Annotated in this window: 14 protein-coding genes and 2 pseudogenes; 5 read left to right on the top strand and 11 right to left on the bottom strand. The window is 73.3% G+C overall.

Features of this window, described 5'->3' with window-relative positions:
• A pseudogene (locus tag ABD335_RS30740) lies at positions 1-93 on the top strand (HAD-IC family P-type ATPase); the annotation flags it as partial.
• Positions 94-588: 495 nt separating this feature from the next.
• On the opposite strand, the gene ABD335_RS08475 reads toward ABD335_RS30740, so the two are convergent.
• Positions 589-1,881 (bottom strand): citrate synthase, encoded by a 1,293-nt coding sequence (locus ABD335_RS08475; RefSeq protein ID WP_344321506.1) that lies wholly within the window; start codon positions 1,879-1,881, stop codon positions 589-591.
• Between the two features lie 132 nt (positions 1,882-2,013).
• Positions 2,014-4,239, bottom strand: a complete 2,226-nt coding sequence (gene recD2 / locus ABD335_RS08470) for an SF1B family DNA helicase RecD2 (RefSeq protein ID WP_344321505.1) — start codon at positions 4,237-4,239, stop codon at positions 2,014-2,016.
• Positions 4,240-4,784: 545 nt separating this feature from the next.
• Between recD2 and ABD335_RS08465 the strand changes: the two genes are divergently transcribed.
• The gene (locus ABD335_RS08465) at positions 4,785-4,985 is read left to right on the top strand and encodes a hypothetical protein (RefSeq protein ID WP_344321504.1); all 201 of its coding nucleotides are present in this window, start codon (positions 4,785-4,787) and stop codon (positions 4,983-4,985) included.
• A 113-nt stretch (positions 4,986-5,098) separates the two neighbouring features.
• On the opposite strand, the gene ABD335_RS08460 is transcribed toward ABD335_RS08465, so the two are convergent.
• Genes ABD335_RS08460 through ABD335_RS08450 form a run of 3 tightly spaced genes read right to left on the bottom strand, consistent with a single transcriptional unit; the run spans position 5,099 to position 8,267 of the window.
• Positions 5,099-5,947: a sugar phosphate isomerase/epimerase family protein gene (locus ABD335_RS08460; RefSeq protein WP_344321503.1), complete on the bottom strand. Its 849-nt coding sequence runs from the start codon at positions 5,945-5,947 to the stop codon at positions 5,099-5,101.
• A complete protein-coding gene (locus ABD335_RS08455; protein WP_344321502.1) occupies positions 5,944-7,113 on the bottom strand; it encodes a dihydrodipicolinate synthase family protein in 1,170 nt (389 codons plus the stop codon). Before ABD335_RS08455 ends, ABD335_RS08460 begins: the two co-directional genes overlap by 4 nt.
• The gene (locus ABD335_RS08450) at positions 7,110-8,267 is read right to left on the bottom strand and encodes a Gfo/Idh/MocA family protein (RefSeq protein ID WP_344321501.1); all 1,158 of its coding nucleotides are present in this window, start codon (positions 8,265-8,267) and stop codon (positions 7,110-7,112) included. Before ABD335_RS08450 ends, ABD335_RS08455 begins: the two co-directional genes overlap by 4 nt.
• A gap of 107 nt (positions 8,268-8,374) precedes the next feature.
• Between ABD335_RS08450 and ABD335_RS08445 the strand changes: the two genes are divergently transcribed.
• Positions 8,375-9,508, top strand: a complete 1,134-nt coding sequence (locus ABD335_RS08445; protein WP_344321500.1) for a LacI family DNA-binding transcriptional regulator — start codon at positions 8,375-8,377, stop codon at positions 9,506-9,508.
• 124 nt (positions 9,509-9,632) lie between these two features.
• Here the strand turns inward: ABD335_RS08445 and ABD335_RS08440 are convergent, their stop codons facing one another.
• Entirely contained in the window at positions 9,633-11,048 is a 1,416-nt protein-coding gene (locus ABD335_RS08440) for a S28 family serine protease (protein WP_344321499.1), read from the bottom strand.
• Positions 11,049-11,125: 77 nt separating this feature from the next.
• Entirely contained in the window at positions 11,126-11,362 is a 237-nt protein-coding gene (locus ABD335_RS08435) for a hypothetical protein (protein WP_344321497.1), read from the bottom strand.
• 192 nt (positions 11,363-11,554) lie between these two features.
• Here ABD335_RS08435 and ABD335_RS08430 point away from each other — a divergent pair, with 192 nt between their 5' ends.
• Positions 11,555-12,115, top strand: a complete 561-nt coding sequence (locus ABD335_RS08430; RefSeq protein WP_344321496.1) for an NUDIX domain-containing protein — start codon at positions 11,555-11,557, stop codon at positions 12,113-12,115.
• 99 nt (positions 12,116-12,214) lie between these two features.
• Here the strand turns inward: ABD335_RS08430 and ABD335_RS08425 are convergent, their stop codons facing one another.
• From ABD335_RS08425 to ABD335_RS08415, 3 genes are all read right to left on the bottom strand, one after another.
• Positions 12,215-16,027, bottom strand: a complete 3,813-nt coding sequence (locus ABD335_RS08425) for an ABC transporter ATP-binding protein (protein WP_425583577.1) — start codon at positions 16,025-16,027, stop codon at positions 12,215-12,217.
• A gap of 453 nt (positions 16,028-16,480) precedes the next feature.
• Complete coding sequence (locus ABD335_RS08420; protein ID WP_344321494.1) at positions 16,481-16,867, bottom strand: hypothetical protein; 387 nt, start codon at positions 16,865-16,867, stop codon at positions 16,481-16,483.
• A 403-nt stretch (positions 16,868-17,270) separates the two neighbouring features.
• Positions 17,271-17,921, bottom strand: a complete 651-nt coding sequence (locus ABD335_RS08415; RefSeq protein WP_344321493.1) for a LysE family translocator — start codon at positions 17,919-17,921, stop codon at positions 17,271-17,273.
• A gap of 317 nt (positions 17,922-18,238) precedes the next feature.
• Between ABD335_RS08415 and ABD335_RS08410 the strand changes: the two genes are divergently transcribed.
• Entirely contained in the window at positions 18,239-19,591 is a 1,353-nt protein-coding gene (locus tag ABD335_RS08410) for an aminotransferase-like domain-containing protein (protein WP_344321492.1), read from the top strand.
• Positions 19,592-19,606: 15 nt separating this feature from the next.
• On the opposite strand, the pseudogene ABD335_RS08405 reads toward ABD335_RS08410, so the two are convergent.
• Positions 19,607-19,719: pseudogene (locus ABD335_RS08405) on the bottom strand (agmatinase); the annotation flags it as partial.

Genomic DNA, 19,719 nt, shown 5'->3' with positions numbered 1-19,719 from the left:
GGCCTGCTCAACCCGATGATCGCCGGAGCGGCGATGGCCTTCTCCTCCGTCTTCGTCGTCACCAACAGCCTGCGGCTCCGCACCTTCCGCTGACGGCCGCGACGCCGCGGAGGCAACGAGTACGGCGAACGAGTACAGCGAGTACCGCCGGAGACGGAAAAGACGGCGGAAAAGACGAGAGCGCCCCGCGACGAGTCCCCCCACGGGCCCGCCACAGGGCGCTCTCCTTTCCCGGTCATGGACTCCCCCCACGGGATCCTGGCCGGGTGTCTGCCGGGCGACGTACGGGCGAGAGGGCCGCTCAAGCTCCCCCGAGGCACGTCGCCTCCGCGGACCACCGTCCTCGTCCCCCACAGACGAACACGGCGGGCGGCGGCGGCTCCGCCGGAGTACCGACCGCCACCTCCTTAGACACACGAGGACCCCGGAAGGTTACCCATCCATTCGTGTGAACTGCGTCACTCTTTCTCCACGGTTTCTCCGCACCTCCCACGCCCCCGGAACGCGCGGAGGCCCCGCTCCGGGCACGGGCGTGCGGAGCGGGGCCTGCGGTGTCCTGCCTCCGTGTGGCGCGGTGCGCCGGACGGCTTACTTGCGCTGCTCCACCGGAACGTAGTCGCGCTCGACGACGCCGGTGTAGATCTGGCGCGGACGGCCGATGCGGGAGCCCGGCTCCTTGATCATCTCGTGCCACTGGGCGATCCAGCCCGGCAGGCGGCCCAGCGCGAACAGCACGGTGAACATGGTGGTCGGGAAGCCCATGGCCCGGTAGATCAGGCCCGTGTAGAAGTCGACGTTCGGGTAGAGGTTGCGCTCGACGAAGTAGTCGTCGGCCAGCGCGTGCTCCTCCAGCTTCAGCGCGATGTCCAGCAGCTCGTCGGACTTGCCGAGCGCCGAGAGGACGTCGTGCGCCGCCGCCTTGATGATCTTCGCCCGCGGGTCGAAGCTCTTGTAGACGCGGTGTCCGAAGCCCATCAGCCGGACGCCGTCCTCCTTGTTCTTCACCCGGCGGATGAAGGAGTCGACGTCGCCGCCCTCGGCCCGGATGCGCTCCAGCATCTCCAGCACCGCCTGGTTGGCGCCGCCGTGCAGGGGGCCCCACAGGGCGCTGATGCCCGCGGAGATGGAGGCGAACATGTTCGCCTGGGAGGAGCCGACCAGACGCACGGTGGAGGTCGAGCAGTTCTGCTCGTGGTCCGCGTGGAGGATGAGCAGCTTGTCCAGCGCGTCGACCACGACCGGGTTCAGCTCGTACTCCTCCGCCGGGACCGCGAAGGTCATGCGCAGGAAGTTCTCGACGTAGCCCAGGTCGTTGCGCGGGTACACCACCGGGTGACCCACGGACTTCTTGTACGCGTAGGCCGCGATGGTGGGCAGCTTGGCCAGCAGGCGGATGGTGGAGAGGTGGCGCTGCTCCTCGTCGAACGGGTTGTGGCTGTCCTGGTAGAAGGTGGACAGCGCGCTGACCACGGAGGACAGCATCGCCATCGGGTGCGCGTCCCGGGGGAAGCCGTCGTAGAACCGCTTGACGTCCTCGTGCAGCAGCGTGTGCTGGGTGATCTCGTTCCTGAATCCGTCCAGCTGGTCGACGGTGGGCAGCTCGCCGTTGATCAGCAGGTAGGCCGTCTCGAGGAACGTGCCGTGCTCGGCGAGCTGCTCGATCGGATAGCCACGGTAGCGGAGGATGCCCTTCTCGCCGTCGAGGAAGGTGATCGCCGATTTGTATGCGGCGGTGTTGCCGTAACCGGAGTCCAGGGTCACCAGACCGGTCTGGGCGCGCAGCTTGGAGATGTCGAACCCACCGTCGCCGACGGTGCTGTTCACCAGCGGGAAGCTGTACTCGCCGTCCCCGTACCGCAGTACTACAGAGTTGTCGCTCACGTCATCCCTCACCGACGTAGTGCCTCTTCTTCGAGTGCCCTGTCCTCTTCCCACTGTCTCCCATCCGGTGCGGTGCGGTGCACTCGGGGTCGGTCAGCGGGCGGTTGAATGGCACGGAGTGCCTCCGGAAAGCTACGCGTGGTTCGGCGTGCCGCGCAATCGATGGTCCAGAGCGGTGCAGCGCCGCCCCGCGGAAACCGTCCGTACGGCCTGTCCCAGGGCCCTTCGGGAGCCCACCAGCACCACGAGGCGCTTGGCCCGCGTCACGGCCGTGTAGAGGAGGTTGCGCTGCAACATCATCCAGGCCCCGGTGGTGACCGGAACGACCACCGCCGGATACTCGCTGCCCTGTGAGCGGTGGATGGTCACCGCGTAGGCGTGCGCGAGCTCGTCCAACTCGTCGAAGTCGTACGCGATCTCCTCGTCCTCGTCGGTCCGGACGGTCAGCCGCTGCTCTTCCGGGCTCAGGGACGTGACCACGCCCACCGTGCCGTTGAAGACCCCGTTGGCTCCCTTCTCGTAGTTGTTGCGAATCTGAGTCACCTTGTCGCCCACTCGGAAAACCCTTCCGCCGAAGCGCTTTTCCGGAAGGTCCGGACGGGCGGGGGTGATGGCCTGCTGGAGCAGGCCGTTCAGCACGCCCGCGCCGGCCGGGCCGCGGTGCATCGGAGTGAGGACCTGCACGTCGCGGCGGGGGTCGAGGCCGAACTTCGCGGGAATGCGCCGGGTCGCCACGTCGACCGTGAGCCGTCCGGCCTCCTCGGTGTCCTCCTCCACGAAGAGGAAGAAGTCCGACAGGCCCTGGGTGATCGGCGGGACCCCGGAGTTGATGCGGTGGGCGTTGGTCACCACGCCGGACTGCTGGGCCTGCCGGAAGATCCGCGTCAGCCGCACCGCCGGGACCGGGCCGCCCTCGGCCAGCAGGTCGCGCAGCACCTCGCCCGCGCCCACCGACGGGAGCTGGTCCACGTCCCCCACCAACAGCAGGTGGGCGCCCGGCGGCACGGCCTTGATCAGCTTGTTGGCGAGCAACAGGTCCAGCATCGACGCCTCGTCGACGACCACCAGATCGGCGTCCAGCGGCCTGTCCGCGTCGTACGCGGCGTCCCCGCCGGGCTTGAGCTCCAGCAGCCGGTGGACGGTGGACGCCTCCGCGCCGGTCAGCTCCGACAGCCGCTTGGCCGCCCGGCCGGTGGGCGCGGCCAGCACCACCTTCGCCCGTTTGGCCCGCGCCAGCTCCACCACCGACCGCACGGTGAAGGACTTGCCGCAGCCGGGGCCGCCGGTGAGCACCGCGACCTTCTCCGTCAGCGCCAGCCGCACCGCGGCCTCCTGCTCGGGGGCCAGCTCGGCGCCGGTGCGCCGGGCCAGCCAGGACAGGGCCGCCTCCCAGTCCACGTCCCGGAAGGCGGGGAGGCGGTCCTCCTCGGCCCGCAGCAGCCGCCTCAGCCGGCCCGCCAGGGACGTCTCGGCCCGGTGGAAGGGCACCAGGTAGATCGCCGTGACCGTCTCCGTCGGGTGCTGCGGGTCGGGGACGCGCTCGCGCACGACCCCCTCCTCCTCGCCCGCCAGCTCGTCCAGACACTCGATGACCAGCCCGGTGTCCACCTGGAGCAGCTTCACGGTGTCGGCGATCAGCCGCTCCTCCGGCAGGTAGCAGTGCCCCTGGTCGGCGGACTGCGACAGCGCGTACTGGAGCCCGGCCTTGACCCGGTCGGGGCTGTCGTGGGGGATGCCGACCGCCTGGGCGATGCGGTCGGCGGTGAGGAAGCCGATGCCCCACACGTCGGCGGCCAGCCGGTAGGGCTGGTTCTTCACCACCGAGATCGAGGCGTCGCCGTACTTCTTGTAGATGCGCACCGCGATCGAGGTGGAGACGCCCACGCCCTGGAGGAAGACCATCACCTCCTTGATGGCCTTCTGCTCCTCCCAGGCGGCGCCGATCAGCTTCGTCCGCTTCGGGCCGAGCCCGGGCACCTCGATCAGCCGCTCCGGCGCGTTCTCGATGACCTCCAGCGTCTCCAGGCCGAAGTGGTCCACGATCCGCTCGGCGATCTTCGGGCCGATGCCCTTGATCAGGCCGGAGCCCAGATAGCGCCGGATGCCCTGGATGGTGGCCGGCAGCACCGTCGTGTAGTTCTCCACGTGGAACTGGCGGCCGTACTGCGGGTGCGACCCCCAGCGGCCCTCCATCCGCAGCGACTCCCCGACCTGCGCGCCGAGCAGCGAGCCGACCACGGTGAGCAGCTCGCCACCACCGCGCCCGGTGTCGACACGGGCCACCGTGTAGCCGTTCTCCTCGTTGGCGTAGGTGATGCGCTCGAGGACCCCCTCGAGCACGGCGGGTTGGAAGGACATGTCACAGACCGTAACGCCGGCCACCGACAGACGGGCGGTCCGGTGGTGAACGCGGTGCCCGTCCGGCGGTCACGATCCGGTGTCGGCCCGGCGTCGGCCCGCCCGGACGGGGCACGGACGTCCCCGGAACGCGGCCGGGGACGGCGCTTTCGAAGGCGTTTTCGGGCACGGCCCCGAGCCGCCGCCCGCGCGTCGCGGGCGCGGCGGCCCGAACGCTTACGAGGGGTCCGGCCTGCGGCCGGACCCCTCGTGCCCCCCGCCGGCCTCCCCCGTCACCCCCCCGGTGCGGCCGACACCAGCTATGACCCACGACGCTCCGGAAGGGTTGCACCGCGGGACGTGATTTTTTCCGCGGGTTTTCCACCGGCCCGCGCACCGGGCCGTCCGCACCCCGCCGCACCCGTGCCGACCTGTGCCTCCGGTGTTGCCTCCGGTGCCGCCTCCGGGTGGATTCGGCGCCCGTCTGGGTACCCGACAAGAGCTTCGAGCCGACCGATCACCGTCCGACTGTTCCCAGCGGACCAGAGCAGAGAAGGAGGCGGCACATGAGCGGGTGGACGCCATCCCAGGCCGAGGGCGAGCGGGACGACGACGAGGGCGTCGACCAGTCCCGTGGGCTGAGCGAGCGGCACTCCGCCCAGGAGGCCGAGAAGGCCCGGAAGGCCGGCAGGACCTCGGCGCCGTCCCAGGCCGAGGGAGACCGCACGGACGCGCAGGGCACCGAGCAGGACCGCGGCAAGGACTGACACCGCCGTCGCCCCCCGGGGTACGGGAGGCGACGGCGGCGGGCCGACGCGGACCGGGCGCGACAGGGTCCACCGCGTCGGCGGTTCGGGGCGCCCGAAGGGCGCGCGGGCGGCTACAGCACGTGGGCGCGGAAGCGCTCCACCGTCTCCGCCAGGGCCTCCCGTCCGTCGCGGGCCCACAGCTCCTCGTTGAAGATCTCCACCTCGGTCCAGCCCGTGTAGCCGGCCTCGGCGACCAGGTCCCGCCAGGCGCGGAAGTCGATCGAGCCGTTCCCGAGTTGCCCGCGGCCCAGCAGGACGCCCGCCGGGAGCGGGGTGCACCAGTCCGCGACCTGGAAGGCGGCGATGCGGCCGGTCTCGCCCGCCCGGGCGATCTGCGCGGGCGCCCGGTCGTCCCACCAGACGTGGTAGGTGTCCACGACCACGCCGACCCGGTCGGCCGGGAACCGTTCGGCCAGGTCCAGGGCCTGGCCGAGGGTGGAGACCACGCAGCGGTCCGAGGCGAACATCGGGTGCAGCGGCTCGATGGCCAGCCGCACCCCGCGCTCGGCCGCGTAGGGCGCCAGTTCGGCCAGTGCGTCGGCGACCCGCTCGCGGGCGCCGAACAGGTCGCGGTCGCCGGCCGGCAGGCCGCCGGAGACCATGACCAGGGTGTCGGTGCCGATCCCGGCGGCCTCGTCGATCGCCGCCCGGTTGTCGTCGAGCGCCCGGCTCCGCTCGGCCGGGTCGACGGCCGTGAGGAAGCCGCCGCGGCACAGGCTGGTGACCGTCAGGCCCGCGTCCCGCACCAGCCGGGCCGTGGCCTCCACTCCGTACTCCTGGACGGGCGCCCGCCACAGGCCGACGCCGGCGACGCCCAGTTCGCCGCACGCCTTGGCCAGGTCGGGCAGGGAGAGCTGTTTGACGGTCTCCTGGTTGATGGAGAAGCGGGCCGGGGCGCCGGGGGGCGTGGTCGCGCTCATGCCGTCACCCCGTACACCGCCAGCAGGTTCCGCATCCGGGACTCGGCCAGGGCCGGGTCGGGGAACAGCCCGAGCGAGTCGGCCAGTTCGTACGCCCGCGCCAGGTGGGGCAGCGAGCGCGCGGACTGGAGGCCGCCGACCATGGCGAAGTGGTCCTGGTGGCCGGCCAGCCAGGCCAGGAACACCACGCCGGTCTTGTAGTAGCGGGTGGGCGCCCGGAAGAGGTGGCGGGACAGCTCGACGGTGGGGTCCAGCAGCTTGCGGAAGCCGGCCGGGTCGCCGGTGTCCAGCACCCGCACGGCCTCGGCGGCCAGCGGGCCCAGCGGGTCGAAGATGCCCAGCAGGGCGTGGCTGAAGCGTCCGCCCGCCGCGGGCTCGTCGCCCGCGATCAGCTCGGGGTAGTTGAAGTCGTCGCCGGTGTAGCAGCGCACGCCGTTGGGGAGGCGGCGGCGCAGCTCGACCTCGCGACGCGCGTCCAGCAGCGAGATCTTGACGCCGTCCACCTTGTCGGGGTGCTCGGCGATGACGGCGAGGAAGGTCTCGGTGGCGGCGTCCAGGTCCCCGCTGCCCCAGTAGCCGGTGAGCGCCGGGTCGAACATCGGGCCGAGCCAGTGCAGGATCACCGGCTCGGACGCCTGGCGCAGCAGCCGGCCGTAGAGCTCCACGTAGTCCTCGGGGCCCCGGGCCAGGGCGGCCAGGGCGCGGGAGGCCATCACGATGGCCTGGGCGCCGGCCTCCTCCACCACGGCGAGCTGCTCCTCGTACGCCGCGCGGATCTCGTCCAGGGAGCCGGCGGGTCCGGTGAGCTGGTCGGTGCCGACGCCGCAGGCGATGCGGCCCCCGCAGGCGGCGGCCTCGGCCGCCGAGCGGCGGATCAGTTCGGCGGCGGTGTTCCAGTCCAGGCCCATGCCGCGCTGGGCGGTGTCCATGGCCTCGGCGACGCCGAGCCCGTGGGACCACAGGTGGCGGCGGAAGGCGAGCGTGGCGTCCCAGTCCAGGGCGGCCGGACCGTCGGGCGTGGTGTCGGCGAAGGGGTCGGCGACGACGTGGGCGGCGGAGAACACCGTGCGGGAGACCAGCGGCGGGCCGCCGGGCGCGGGGATCGCGGGCTCGGTGCGGGGGGTGTACTCGCGCAGGGCGCCGGAGGGGTCGGGGAGGCGGATCACAGGCTCAGCTCCGGAACGTCGAGACGGCGGCCCTCGGCGGCCGAGGCCAGGCCCAGCTCGGCGAGCTGGACGCCGCGGGCACCGGCCAACAGGTCCCAGGTGTACGGCTCGCCCAGCGCGACGTGGCGCAGGAACAGCTCCCACTGGGCCTTGAACCCGTTGTCGAACTCCTCGTTGTCCGGCACCTCCTGCCACTGGTCGCGGAAGGACTCGGTGACGGGCAGGTCCGGGTTCCACACCGGCTTCGGGGTGATCGAGCGGTGCTGGACGCGGCAGGTGCGCAGGCCCGCGACGGCCGAGCCCTCGGTGCCGTCGACCTGGAACTCCACCAGCTCGTCGCGGTTGACGCGCACGGCCCAGGAGGAGTTGATCTGGGCGACGATGCCGCCGTCGAGCTGGAAGATGCCGTACGCGGCGTCGTCGGCGGTCGCCTCGTACGGCTTGCCCTGCTCGTCCCAGCGCTGCGGGATGTGGGTGGCGGTGACGGCCTGGACGGTGCGCACCGGGCCGAACAGCTCGTGCAGCACGTACTCCCAGTGCGGGAACATGTCGACGACGATGCCGCCGCCGTCCTCGGCGCGGTAGTTCCACGAGGGGCGCTGCGCCTGCTGCCAGTCGCCCTCGAAGACCCAGTAGCCGAACTCGCCGCGGACCGAGAGGATGCGGCCGAAGAAGCCCCCGTCGATCAGCCGCTTGAGCTTGAGCAGGCCCGGCAGGAAGAGCTTGTCCTGCACGACGCCGTGCTTGACGCCCGCGTCGCGGGCGAGCCGGGCCAGCTCCAGGGCGCCCTCCAGGCCGGTGGCGGTGGGCTTCTCGGTGTAGACGTGCTTGCCCGCCGCGATGGCCTTGCGGATGGCGGCCTCGCGGGCGGAGGTGACCTGGGCGTCGAAGTAGACGTCGACGCTCTCGTCGGCCAGGACGGCGTCGAGATCGCAGCTCACGGCCGCCGGGTCGAGTCCGTGGCGCTCGGCGAGGGCCTTCAGCGCGTGCTCGCGGCGTCCGACGAGGACCGGCTCGGGCCACAGCACGTCGCCGTCGCCGAGGTCCAGTCCCCCCTGCTCGCGGATGGCGAGGATGGAGCGGACCAGATGCTGGCGGTATCCCATCCGGCCGGTGACGCCGTTCATGGCGATCCGTACGACCCTGCGTGTCATGAGCGTTTCCCTCTCGCTTTAGAAAGCGCTTTCTATACCAAGGCAAGCTAGCCTGCCCACAGCACCCAGGACAAGACCCGAAGACGAGAACCGCACCGGAGGACGGAATGGCAGTGACGCTGGCGGATGTGGCGGCCCGGGCCGGGGTCTCGGCCGCGACCGTCTCGCGCGTACTCAGCGGCAACTATCCGGTGGCGGGAGCCACCCGGAGCCGGGTCCTGCGCGCGGTGGAGGAGTTGGAGTACGTCGTCAACGGCCCGGCCAGCGCGCTGGCCGCCGCCACGTCCGACCTCGTCGGCGTCCTCGTCAACGACATCGCCGACCCGTTCTTCGGCATCATGGCAAGCGCCGTCCAATCCGAGATGGAACCGGAGAAGGCGGGACGGAAACTGGCCGTCGTGTGCAACACCGGCGGCTCCCCCGAGCGCGAACTGACCTACCTCACGCTCCTCCAGCGCCAGCGCGCCGCCGCCGTGGTCCTCACCGGAAGCGCGGTCGAGGACGAGAAGCACACCGCGGCCCTGGCCGCCCGGCTGCGCCGAATGGCCGAGGCCGGCACCCGGATCGTGCTGTGCGGCAGGCCGCCGCTGCCGGAGGACGCCGTGGCCGGGAGGGGGGACGCGCCCCGCTCCGGAAAGGCCGGCAGGGACGCCGGCAAGGACGAGACCGAGGACGGGCCCGCCGCGCCGATCACCGTCGCCTTCGACAACCGCGGCGGCGCCCGCCGGCTGACCGAGCACCTCCTCGCCCTGGGCCACCGCCGCATCGGCTACGTCGCCGGACCGGTCGAGCGCACCACCACCCGGCACCGGCTGGAGGGCCACCGGGCGGCGCTGGCCGACCACGACCCGGCGCTGCTCTCCGACGCCGAGCACCTCACCGTGCACGGCGCCTACGACCGCTCCTCCGGGTACGACGGCGCCTTGGAGCTGCTGCGCCGCGCACCGGACCTGACGGCCGTCCTGGCCGCCAACGACACCGTCGCCCTCGGCGTCTGCGCCGCCCTGCGCGACCAGGGCCTGCGCATCCCCGAGGACGTCTCCGTGGCGGGCTTCGACGACCTGCCGTTCAGCGCGGACGCCGCCCCCGCCCTGACCACCGTCCGCATCCCGCTCCACGAGGCCGGCGCCCGCGCCGGACGACTGGCGCTGGGCCGCGAGTCGGCGCCCCCCGGCGGGGTGGCGACCGTCCGCACCGAACTGATGGCCCGCGCCTCCACCGCACCCCCGCGCGCCGACTGACGCCGCGTCGCGGGGGGCGGCCCACTCGCCGGTCCGCCCCGCACGGACACGCCGTCCGAACGCGTCGGTGGGCGCGACCGGAGGAGTCCGGTCGCGCCCACCGTCGTGTCGGGCGGTCCGCGCCTTACGGGCGCAGCATCCGCCTGTCGGCCTTCTCCGCCTTGTCGAGCTTCGCGTCGTACGGCGCGAGCGGCGCCGCCTCGCGCTCCGTCGACGCCTCGGCGCCCAGGCCCGCCCATTCCAGCAGGGCGGCGGTGGCGGTGGCCCGGTCGTCCTCCTCCAGCCCGGCGATGTTGGCGCCGTGGTTGGCGCCCGGCGCGGTGAAGACGTGGAAGTCCTCGCTGCCGCGGCCCGGACGGAAGGGCTCCGCGCCCCACGGGTCGTTCTCGCCGTAGACGAACAGCATCCGCTCGGCGTCCGTGCGCACCCACTTGTCGATGTCGCGCATGGCCTTCTTGTCGAAGCTCATCGGGATGTCGCGCGGCACGTAGGAGCGCGGGTCGTAGACGCCCGGGTGGCGCAGCAGCCCGTCCAGGTGCGGGGTGGCGAACTTCGGCGAGCCCAACTGGGTGCCCGCCTGGTAGTAGTACGGCGTGTAGTACTCCAGGCCCTGGTCGGTGTAGAAGGAGAAGCCCGACACCTGGTCCACGAACTCGTACAGCGTGTCGGTGCTCGCGCTCGCCGGGGGGACCTCGCCGCAGTCGGCCTCGGAGCCGTACTGCCACCAGGCCCACACCAGGTCCAGGCCGACGTTCTCGAACGCCTTGTCGGCGCTGCCGACCACCTCGAAGGTGTAGCCCTCCTCCTTCGCCCACGCCTGGTAGCGGTCCACGATCTCGTCGCGGCGCACGAAGATCTCGCGCTGCACGGCGTTCAGCCGGTCGCGGCACTCCTTCGTGGAGACGGTGGCGAAGAACTCGTCGTAGGCCGAGTCCTCCTCGTTGTTCACGTCGTTGGGCGCGACGTAGGCGACCGTGCCGTCCATGTCGTCCGGGTAGAAGCGGCGGTAGTAGGTGGCCGTCATGCCGCCCTTGCTGCCGCCCGTGGAGATCCACTCCTCGTCGTAGATCCCCTTCAGGGCCCGGAAGATCCGGTGCTGGTCACTGGCGGCCTGCCAGATGTCGAGCTTGGACCAGTCGGCGGGCTGGGGGCGCGAGGGGGTGAAGAACCGGTACTCCATGGAGACCTGGTTGCCGTCGGTGATCCGCGTCGGCTCGCTGCGCGCCGGGTTGGTGTTCAGCCCGTAGCCGGAGGTGTAGAAGACGGTGGGCCGGTCGTCGTCCTTGTGCAGCACCGTCAGACGCTGCTGGAAGGTTCCCTTCCAGGGCTTGCGGTGGTCGATGGGCTGACGGTAGTTCAGCACGAAGAAGCGGTATCCCTCGACCGGCTTCTCCTCGATCAGACTCATCCCCGGTATCGCGAGGATGCGGTCCTTGACGTCGACCTCGGCCGCGGTGGCGGCTCCGGCCGACGCGCCGCCGGCCCCGACGGTGCCGGTCAGCACCGCCAGCGTCAGCAGCGCTCTGAGCGCCTTGCGCATATGCCCTCCCCTGGGCTTGTCCACAAACGCCGTGAACCTATCCGGCGCACCACGCGCCCCGCCAGACCCCATTGGGCTCACCCTGCCGGTTCCGGACCACCGCGCTCGTCCGTGCTCGTCGGGCGCTCGTCGGGCGCTCGGCGGGGCCCGCGCGCCCGGAACAGCGCGTGTCCGCCGTCGCCCTCGGGGACGAACTCCTCGCGTCCCACCACCGGACCCGTCCGGGTGAGCCAGGCGCGGTACTCGGCGGCGTCCGTGTGGCTCCACCACATGGCGGCACCGCCGGCGGGGACGTGCTCGCGCAGTTCGGCCAACCAGGGCCCGTACCGGCCCTCGCCGTCGTCGTCGGCGCGGTGGTGGAAGGAGGCGGTAGTGGAAGGAGAGGGCGTCGTGGCCGCGCCGCACGGTCTCCTTGGGGGCGGAGGGGTCGGGTGCGTTCGTCCGCCGCACGGTAGTGGCGGATTTCCCGGTGCCGTGAACGGTTTGCCGGGCGTACGCTCGCCGCCATGACCGACGCCACGACCGACGCCGCGACCGACGCCGCGACAGGGGCCACGACCGACGCCGCGCCGGGGGCCGCGAGCGACGGATCGGCGCCGTTGGCCCGCGGACCGCTGGGGATGGACCTGCTGGGCTTCCACGAGGAGCCCGAGGGGACGCGCTTCGACGACGCCCCGGTGGGCTACGTGCTGGTGGTCCTGTGGCGAGCGGGCCGGCTGCTGATGGTGCGGGTGCGCGGGCGCGACTGCTGGGAGCTGCCCGGCGGCGGCATCGAGGACGGCGAGACGCCCCGTCGGGCCGCCGCGCGGGAGCTGTGGGAGGAGAGCGGCCGGCGCGTGGCCCCGGACCTGCTGCGGTTCGTCGGGTTCGCCCGGACCTCGCTCAGGGGCCGGGTGATGTACGGCGCCGTGTACACCGCCGAGGTGGACGCCGGGACGGACGGGACGCCGCCGTTCACGCCCACCGAGGAGATCGCCGCGATCCACTGGCGGGACGGCGACGAGCCGCTGGAGGGCGGCGTGGTGCAGACGGTGGACGAGTACCTGGCCGCGCTCTGCCGTCCCTGAGCCGTCCCCGAGCGGTGCCGTCCCCGAGCGGTGCGGGCCGCCCGCGCGACCGCCGTCGAGGCGACCGCGCGGACGGCTCCCCGGAGTGCCCGGGGGCGTTCACGCCGCCGCGGGCGCCGTCTCCCCCACGTAGGTGCGCCACAGCTCGGCGTACCGCCCGTCGCGCTCCAGCAGTTCGGCGTGGGTGCCGTCCTCCACCACCCGGCCGTGGTCCAGGACCACCACCCGGTCGGCGCGGGCGGCCGTGGTCAGGCGGTGGGCGACGACCAGGGTGGTGCGGCGGCCCGCCAGGCGGTCGGTGGCCTCGTTGACCAGGGCCTCCGTCGCCAGGTCGAGCGCGGCGGTGGCCTCGTCCAGCAGCAGGATGTCGGGCCGGACCAGTTCGGCTCGGGCCAGCGCGATCAGCTGCCGCTGCCCGGCCGAGAGGTTCCGTCCGCGTTCGGCCACCGGATGGAGGTAGCCGCCGGAGAGCGTGGCGATCATGTCGTGCGCGCCGACCGCCCGCGCCGCCGCCTCCACCTCCGCGTCGGTGGCGTCGGGCCGGCCGTAGGCGATGGCGTCGCGCACGGTGCCCGGGAAGAGGTACGGCTCCTGCGGCACCACCCCGAGCCGGCGCCGGTAGCCGGTCAGGTCCATCTCGCGCAGGTCCACCCCGTCCACGCGGACGGCGCCCGAGGTCGGGTCGTAGAACCGGGCGACCAGCTTGACCAGCGTGGACTTGCCCGCGCCCGTCTCGCCGACGAAGGCGACCGTCTGCCCGGCGGGGATCGTCAGGTCGATGCCGGACAGCGCGTCCTCGCCGGCGTCCCCGGCGCTCCCGTCCTGGTTGCCGTAGCGGAAGCGGACGTCGTCGAAGACGATCTCGCCGCGCAGCCCCGTCACCTCGCGGGGCCGGGCGGGCGCCGGCGTCGTCGTCGGCTCGCGCAGCAGCTCCTGGACGCGGCCGAGGGAGACGACCGCCTGCTGGTAGCCGTCGAAGACCTGCGAGAGCTGCTGCACGGGGGCGAAGAACAGCTCGATGTAGAGCAGGTACGCCACCAGGGCGCCCGCCGTCAGCGTGCCGTCCCCCACCCGGTTCGCGCCCACCACCAGGACGGCGGCGGTGGCCAGGGAGGCGAGGAACTGGATGAAGGGGAAGTAGACCGAGATCAGCCACTGGCCGTGGACGCGCGCCCGCCGGTAGCCGTCGCTGAGGTCGGCGAAGCGGTGGGCGTCCCGGCCCTCGCGGCGGAACGCCTGCACGATCCGCAGGCCCGCGACGCCCTCCTGGAGGGCGGCGTTGACACCGCTGACGCGCTCGCGCGCCAGCTCGTACGCCTTCAGGCTGTGGCGGCGGAAGACGATCGTGCCCAGGACCAGCGGCGGCAGGGTCGCCAGGACCACCAGGGCCAGCCCGGCGTCGATCACGACGAGGACGACCATGATGCCGAAGAAGGTCAGCAGCGCCACGACCGCCTGGACCAGGCCGGTCTGGAGGAAGGTCGTCAGGGCGTCCACGTCCGTGGTCATCCGGGTCATGATCTTCCCGGTCAGCTCGCGCTCGTAGTAGTCGAGGCCGAGCCGCTGGAGGTGGGCGAAGATCTTGACGCGGAGGGTGTAGAGGATCCGCTCGCCGGTGCGGCCGATGGCGCGGGTCTCGCCGATCTGCGCGGCCCACTGGGCGAGCACGACCAGCAGCGCCAGGACGGAGGCGGTCCACACCGCGCCGAGCGCCACCCGCTGGACGCCCTCGTCGATGCCGTGCCGGACGAGGACGGGCAGCAGCAGACCGGCGACGGCGTCGACGACGACCAGCGCCAGGCTCAGCAGCAGCGGTCCGCGGAAGCCGCGCAGCAGGTGCCGCAGGCCGTAGGAGGTCTCGGGGGCGGCGGCGCGCTCCTCGTCGACGTCGGGGGTGTCGGTCGCGGGCGGCAGGGCGGCCACCTTGGCGAGCAGTTCGGGGGTGGCCGGGCTTCCGGCCAGGACGCCCGCCATGCCCGGCCCGCCGCCCGTGGCGGGCGGGGGCGCGCCGGGTCCGGTGCCGGTGGTGTCCTCCGGATCGCCCTCGCGTATCCACAGGTCGGGGGTGATGCCGTCGGTCCGGTCGTCCTCGCCGTCCGGCGCGGAACCGGACGAGGCCGCCAGTCCGGCCGGGTCGCGTTCGACGTCCCCCAGCTCGTCCGGGTCGCTGAGCAGCCGGCGGTACAGCTCGCAGCGCTCCTGGAGCTCGGCGTCGGTGCCGACGTCCACCAGCCGGCCGCCGTCGAGGACGGCGATGCGGTCGGCCAGGGAGAGGGTGGAGCGGCGGTGGGCGATCAGCAGGGTGGTGCGGCCGGCCATCACCCCGCGCAGCGCCTCGTGGATCTCGTGCTCGACGCGGGCGTCCACGGCGGAGGTGGCGTCGTCCAGGACGAGCAGGCGGGGGTCGGAGAGGATGGCCCGGGCCAGGGCGATGCGCTGCCGCTGGCCGCCGGAGAGGGTCAGGCCGTGCTCGCCGACGGGGGTGTCGTAGCCGTCCGGCAGCTCGGTTATGAAGCCGTCGGCCTGGGCGGCGCGCGCCGCCGCCCGCACCTGCTCGTCGGTGGCGTCGGGCCGGCCGTAGGCGATGTTGGCGCGGACGGTGTCGGAGAACAGGAAGCTGTCCTCCGGGACCAGGCCGATGGCCGCGCGCAGCGAGTCGAAGGTCAGGTCGCGCACGTCGTGGCCGCCGACCCGGACCGCGCCCTCGGTCACGTCGTAGAAGCGCGGCAGCAGCAGCGAGACGGTGGACTTGCCGCTGCCGGAGGTGCCGACGACGGCGACGGTCTCGCCCGGCTCGATGCGCAGCGAGAAGTCCTCCAGCACGGGCCGCGCGCCGGGTCCGGTGTCGTAGGCGAAGCCCACGTGGTCGAACTCGACGGTGGCGGGCGCGTCGGCGGGGAGCTCGTGGGCGTCCTCGCGTTCGCGGATGGCGGGCTCGGTGTCGATCAGCTCCAGGACGCGCTCGACGCCGGCCCGCGCCTGCTGGCCGACGGTGAGCATCATGGTCAGCATCCGCACCGGCCCGACGAGCTGGGCGAGGTAGGTGGAGAAGGCGACGAAGGTGCCCAGGGTGATCTGGCCGCGGGTGGCCATCCAACCGCCGAGGGCGAGCATCGCCACCTGGCCGAGCGCGGGAACGGCCTGGAGGGCGGGGGTGTAGCGCGCGTTGAGCTTCACCGTTCGCAGCCGCGCGGCGAACAGCTCGCGGCTCGCGTCGCGCAGCTTCCCGGTCTCCTGGTCCTCCTGCCCGAAGCCCTTGACCACCCGTACGCCGGTGACGGCCCCGTCCACCACCCCGGCCACGACTCCGGCCTGGCTCTGGGCGTACCAGGTGGCGGGGAAGAGCCGGGTGCGGCTGCGCTGCGCGATGAACGTCAGCGCCGGCGCGACGGCCAGCGCCACCAGCGTCAGCAGCGGGGAGAGGGTCACCATCACCACCAGGGAGATGGCGAAGAGCAGCACGTTGCCGATCATCATCGGCACCATGAAGAGCAGGCCCTGGATGAGTTGGAGGTCGCCGGTGGCCCGCCCGACGACCTGTCCGGTGGACAGCTCGTCCTGCTTCCGCCCGTCGAGGCGGACCAGGGAGGCGTACATCTCGGTGCGCAGGTCGTGCTGGACGTCGAGCGCGAGTCTGCCGCCGTAGAAGCGGCGCACGTACGTCAGCCCGTACACCACCACCGCCGCGGCGGCCAGCAGTCCGATCCACAGCGCCAGGTCGCCGCCGCCGTCGACGATGCCGTCGATGATCTCCTTGGTGACGAGGGGGACGAGCGCCATCACGGCCATCCCGGCGAGCGAGGCGCCCAGGGACAGCCCTACGTTGCGGCGGTACCGCAGGCAGTACGCCGTCAGCCGCCGTGCCCAGCCCGGCCGCCGGGCGTCCCCCGTCTCCTCCGCCTCCGTGCCCACCACGTGGTTACCTCCCGCTGACCGTCCGTCGCCGTGCGTGACCGTTCGTAGCCCCGTGTTCACGGAGCCGCAATGATCCAACGCGCCCGGACGGGTGTTTCATCCCGGGGACGGGAAGTGGGAGGGACCGCTCCGGTCACCGGGCGGGGGCTCGCGCCCGGCGGCTCGCCGAACGGGGCCGCCGGGGGACGACGAAGGGGCGCGGCCCGGAGAGCCAGGCATTCTCTCCGGACCGCGCCCTGGTGGGGCCGCGGCGTGGACGGGCGGTGGTGCGCCAGCACCCCCCACAGGACCGGCTCACCGTCCGTCCGCTCGTTCGGCCCGCCCCGCGGTGAGGAGGGACCGCGGGACCCGCCGGTGAACGCTCGCGCCGCCTGTCCCCGGGCGTGCACGGCGCACCGGCCGCCGTACGGGGTCCCGGGCGAGGCCGTGGGCCCGGGACCCCGAGTCGTCTCAGGAGGCGGGCACCTCCCCCCTCCCGGAGGAGTCCTCGGGAAGTCCCGTGCGGTCGCCGGCGCGGGCGTGCCCGGGGCGTCCGTCGTCCGCGACGGCGACGATCACCGGGCCGACCGCCGGGCCGCCGTGCGTCGGGGCGGCGGGGTCGCCGGCGCCGTCCACCCGGGTGCAGACCAGTGCCGAGCCGGAGGGGGCGCCCGGCGCGTCGGACGCGCAGACCAGCGTGAGCGTCCGCCCGTCCTCCGGCCGTTCCGGCGCCGCGGCGAGCACCAGGGCCCGCGGCGCCGTGGGCGACGGCGCGGCGAGGGCCGCTCCGCAGAGCGGGCCGAGCGCGCCCGCCGCCAGCAGGCCGCCCGCCAGGGCGCACTTCACCGCGTTCCGCATGGCGCGTCCTTCCGTCCGTCGGGGTGTAACGGATAGCGAACGCGAGTCTGTCGAGAAGCGGCGCGGAACGCACCTCCATCGATCATTTTCAGTAACGTTGCGTGTTAAAGCAGTGGCTTCTCGTGATGTCCCGGCGCTCCCGGGGCACCGGGACACACCCCGTGGCCACCAGCGTCGTTATGGCGATCGATTTCGGCCAAGGTCGACACGTTCCGCGCACGGTCCGATACGTCCCGTGCCAAAGACGGCCGAAACCCATCCGGTTCCGGCCCGTACGCGAGGCGCGCCGCGCCGTGCGGCGCCCTCCGCGCCCACGAACGGTTGCTCCCGCAACCACCGGCGGTCGCCCCCGCCGGCGCGCCGGTTCCGTCCGGACCCGGACCGGACGGAACCGGCGCGGCGGTCAGATCGCCGCCGCGGCGGGTCGCGAGTCGTCGACGGCCAGCGTGACGGCCAGGGCCCCGAGCACGCCCCCCATGGCGTAGCGCTGGAGGCGGAGCCAGGAGGGACGCCGGGCGAGGAAGGCCGCGATCGAACCGGCGGCCAGGACGATGGTCAGGTTCACCAGCACGCTGACGACGATCTGGACGGCTCCGAGCGCGAATCCCTGCACCAGCACGTGTCCCGCCCGCAGGTCGACGAACTGGGGGATGAGCGAGACGTACATGACGGCGATCTTGGGGTTGAGCAGGTTCGTCGTCAGGCCCATGGCGAAAAGCCTGCGGGGCGAGTCGTGCGGGACCCCCCGTGGAGCGAAGACGGACGCGCCGCCGGGCCTCAGGGCCTTCCAGGCGAGCCACGCGAGATACGCGGCACCGGCCAGTTTGACGGCGGCGTAGAGCTCCGGAACGGCCAGGAGGACGACGGACAGGCCCAGGTTCGCGGCCACCAGATAGATCAGGAAGCCCAGTGCGACGCCGCCCAGGGAGACGATTCCGGCCCGCCGCCCCTGGGTGATGCTCCTCGACACCAGATAGATCATGTTCGGTCCGGGCGTGAGGACCATTCCCAGGGAAACCGCCACCACGCCCAGCACGGCGCTCGATTCGATCACGGGTGTGTTCCGCCTCTCCGGTGCGCCGCCGCGCTCCCGGAGGAATTCGAGACGACGGACGGGTCGTGAACGATGTCGTGTGCGGGAGGCGCGAGGAGGCCGGACCGCGCACGCGGGCGGCGCCGAGCGGACCCTCCCCCGGTTCGGAATCCCCCGATCCCCCGGTTCCGGCGGCGTGGGCCGTCGGTCGCCACAGAGTAATGCGGCAATGCATTTCGGTGCAATATCAACAATTGCACTCGGTGCAATTCCGTGCTTGACTCCGGGCGGATCGGTGCGCCCGGAACCGCGGGCGCCGACCACGGGAGGCGGGACGGATGGGGGACTACCGGAGGGTCGCCGACGCGGTGGCGGCCGACATCGCCGCGGGCCGGCTGCGGCCGGGCGACCGCCTGCCGCCGCAGCGGGAGTTCGCCCGGCGGCACGGCATCGCCGACTCCACGGCCGCCCGCGTCTACCGGGAGCTGGGCCGCCGCGGCCTGACGGTGGGCGAGGTCGGCCGGGGCACCTTCGTCCGGGCCTCCGCCCGGACGTCGGGGCCGGCGCTGGCCGAGCCCTCGGAGCGGCGGATCGACCTGGAACTCAACCACCCGGTGGTGCCCGAGCAGTCCGCGCTCCTCGCCGCGGGGCTCGAACCGCTGCTGCGCCCGGACGTCCTGGAGTCCGCCGTGCGGCCCGTCGGCGTCACGGGCACGGCCGCCGCGCGGGACGCCGCCCGCACGCTGCTCGCCCGGGGCGGCCGGTGGCCGGACCCGGCCCGGCTGCTGTTCGCCGGCGGCGGTCGCCAGGCGATCGCCGCGTCGATCTCCGCACTGGTTCCGGCGGGCGGGCGGCTGGGCGTCGAGGAGGTGACGTACCCGGTGCTCAAGGCCATCGCGGCGCGGCTCGGCGTGGTGCTCGTTCCGCTGGCCGTGGACGAGGCCGGCCTGGTCCCGGAGGCCGTCGCCGCCGCCCACCGCACCGCGCCGCTGCGGGCCGTCTACGTACAGCCGACCCTCCACAACCCGCTGGGCCTGGTCATGCCGGAGGGACGGCGGGCGGAGCTGGCGGACGTCCTGGGCCGGCTGGGCGTGCACGCGATCGAGGACGCCGTCTGGGCCTTCCTCCACGACGACCCGCCGTCGACCGCCCCGCCGCCGCTGGCCGCCCTGGCCCCCGAGCGGACCGTCCTCGTCGACAGCCTCTCCAAGCGGCTGGCGCCCGGTCTGACGGTGGGGTTCGCCGTCGTCCCGCCCTCCCTGCGGGACGCCGTCGCCACCGCGCTGCGGTCGGGCGGCTGGGGCCCCACGCGGTTCGCCCTGGAGGCGGCGGTCCGCTGGACGGCCGACGGCACCGTGCGCGCCGTCGCACGGGCCAAGCGGCGGGACGCCGCCGCGCGCCGGGAGATCGCCGCGCGCCGCCTGGACGGCTTCGCGGTGCGCGGCGACCCGCACGCGTACTCCTGCTGGTGGGAGCTCCCCCACCCGTGGCGGGCGGACACCTTCGTGGCCGCCGCGGCCCGGCACGGCATCGCGGTCACCCCCGCGGCGGCGTTCGCCGTCGGCGACTCCCGGGCGCCCAACGCGGTGCGCCTCGGCCTGGCCTCGCCGCCGCCCGACGTCCTCGACCGCGCGCTGGGCACCCTCGCCGCCCTGGCGCGCTCGGCGCCGGACGACCTCCTCGCCGAGTGAGGCCGGGCGGACGCGCTACGCCCGCTCCTCCGCGATCCGGCGCGCCATGAGCGTCGTCAGCTCGTACGCGGTGTGGGAGGCGGCGACCGAGGTGATCTCGGCGTGGTCGTACGCCGGGGCCACCTCCA

The sequence above is a fragment of the Streptomyces macrosporus genome (assembly GCF_039533145.1).
In the GTDB taxonomy this organism is placed as follows: Bacteria; Actinomycetota; Actinomycetes; order Streptomycetales; family Streptomycetaceae; genus Streptomyces; species Streptomyces macrosporus.
This window is presented reverse-complemented; position numbering and strand designations above follow the sequence as displayed.